Source organism: Mesorhizobium sp. M1A.F.Ca.ET.072.01.1.1 (assembly GCF_004023325.1).
Classification (GTDB): Bacteria; Pseudomonadota; Alphaproteobacteria; order Rhizobiales; family Rhizobiaceae; genus Mesorhizobium.
The window spans coordinates 1-1585 of the sequence record NZ_RZSF01000614.1 but is presented as its reverse complement, the minus strand read 5'-3'; the positions used below and the strand labels follow the sequence as shown (position 1 = coordinate 1585).

General features: G+C 67.8%; 1 protein-coding gene and 1 pseudogene. Both read left to right on the top strand.

The window, feature by feature from the left end; genetic code table 11:
• Nucleotides 1-30 precede the first annotated feature (30 nt).
• Nucleotides 31-972 carry a DUF2493 domain-containing protein gene (locus EOA32_RS36940; RefSeq protein WP_128374287.1) on the top strand — a complete coding sequence of 314 codons (942 nt, stop codon included), beginning with the start codon at nt 31-33 and terminating at the stop codon, nt 970-972.
• Between the two features lie 269 nt (nt 973-1241).
• Nucleotides 1242-1585: pseudogene (locus EOA32_RS36935) on the top strand (hypothetical protein); the annotation flags it as partial.

Genomic DNA, 1585 nt, shown 5'->3' with positions numbered 1-1585 from the left:
AGGCGCGGCCGCAACCGACGGAGACACGCCATGACCTACGAGCTTCCTTTCGACGATGCCTACGAGCCCTACCACGCCTCCTCGCCGACCGACCGCGTCATCCTCGAACTGCAGATGTACGGCCATCGCCCGCATCAGGACGAACCGGATCCTCGGCCACTTCCCGACGACGAGGTGATCCGGGCCGGGCTTGCCGGTATCGTCGAGACCTTCGCCGGTATGCTTGGCGACACCAGGCTCGAACCCGATCTCGATGACCTGCTCTGGTCCTTCGCAAACGTCTTCCACCGTGCCGCAGAGCGCGTCGCCCGCAGCCTCGATCGCAATGAGGAGGCGCAGCGCTCGAGCCAGAACGAGCAGGACGGCTCCGAGGTGAAGTCGGTCGAGCTGGAACGGCTCACCGCCGAGGCCATCACCTACATCGAGCGCCGCAACGTTCTTGAGATCATGCGCGACGAGGCGGCCGACCTCTACGAGGCGCAGACCGGATCGGCATGGCGGCCACGCACCGGCTCCAAGGTCTCCCATCAGGCCATGACCGCGGCGGTGATCGACAGCCGCGATTTTCTCGCCGCCCGCCGCCACGCCGAAACCGAGGTGCTCGTCCCGGCCGGCACCAAGATCGCCTTCGCCGGAGGCCTCGACTGCAACGATCACGACCGGATCTGGGACGCGCTCGACAAGGCCCGCGAGAAGCATCCCGACATGGTCCTGCTCCACGGCGGCAGCCCCCGCGGCGCCGAACGCATCGCCGCCTGCTGGGCCGAGAACCGGAAGGTCACCCAGATTGCCTTCAAGCCGGACTGGAACCGTCACGCCAAGGCCGCTCCGTTCCGCCGCAACGACCAGCTTCTCTCGGTGGTGCCTTACGGCCTGATTGTCTTTCCCGGCTCCGGCATCACCGACAACCTTGCCGACAAAGCCCGTCGGCTCGGCATCCCCGTCTGGCGGTTCGCGGAGGGCGGCGCGTGAAGCGCCGCTTTCCTCGCAACCGCACCATCGAACCCGACCGGGCGCGGGCGGGTTCGGCCCGCGCGAGGCGGACTAAAGCCTCGCGCGAAGCACGGCACCTCCGCTTCGGGCGCGCCGGCCTGCGGCCGGCCGGGCTCTAGTCGCGGCGTCCCGCCGCTTCCCGCGCCGGCTTCGCCGTCTCGGCCTTCGGGTGACGATCCATCGCGCGAGGCCAGAGGGAGAGGGCGGCCGGGAGCGGGCGGGGGACGCTGGAGAGAAGGAAAGTCACGATGTCGATGATATTCATAGGTGGATCACGCGAGATATTCGAGCTGCCGGTACCTGCCCTCGCTCGCATCGGCGCAATCGTTGCTGCCGAGCACGGCGTGCTGATTGGAGACGCGTCGGGAGCCGATGCCGAGGCGCAGGGCCTGCTCGCGGGCTACAAGTACGAGCATGTCGGCGTCTTCCATGCCGGCAAGGAACCCCGCAATAATCTGGGCGACTGGGTCGCCTACCATGTTCCTTCTCCTGAGGATGCCAGAGGATACTGGGTCCACGCCGCCAAAGACCGGGAGATGGCGCGGCGCGCCGACTTTGGGATGATGGTCTGTGACGGCGCATCCCCCGGCAC

Bases quoted from the DNA above. Each gene is read 5' to 3' on its own strand.
- EOA32_RS36940 (WP_128374287.1), top strand. From the start codon at position 31: ATGACCTACGAGCTTCCTTTCGACGATGCCTACGAGCCCTACCACGCC.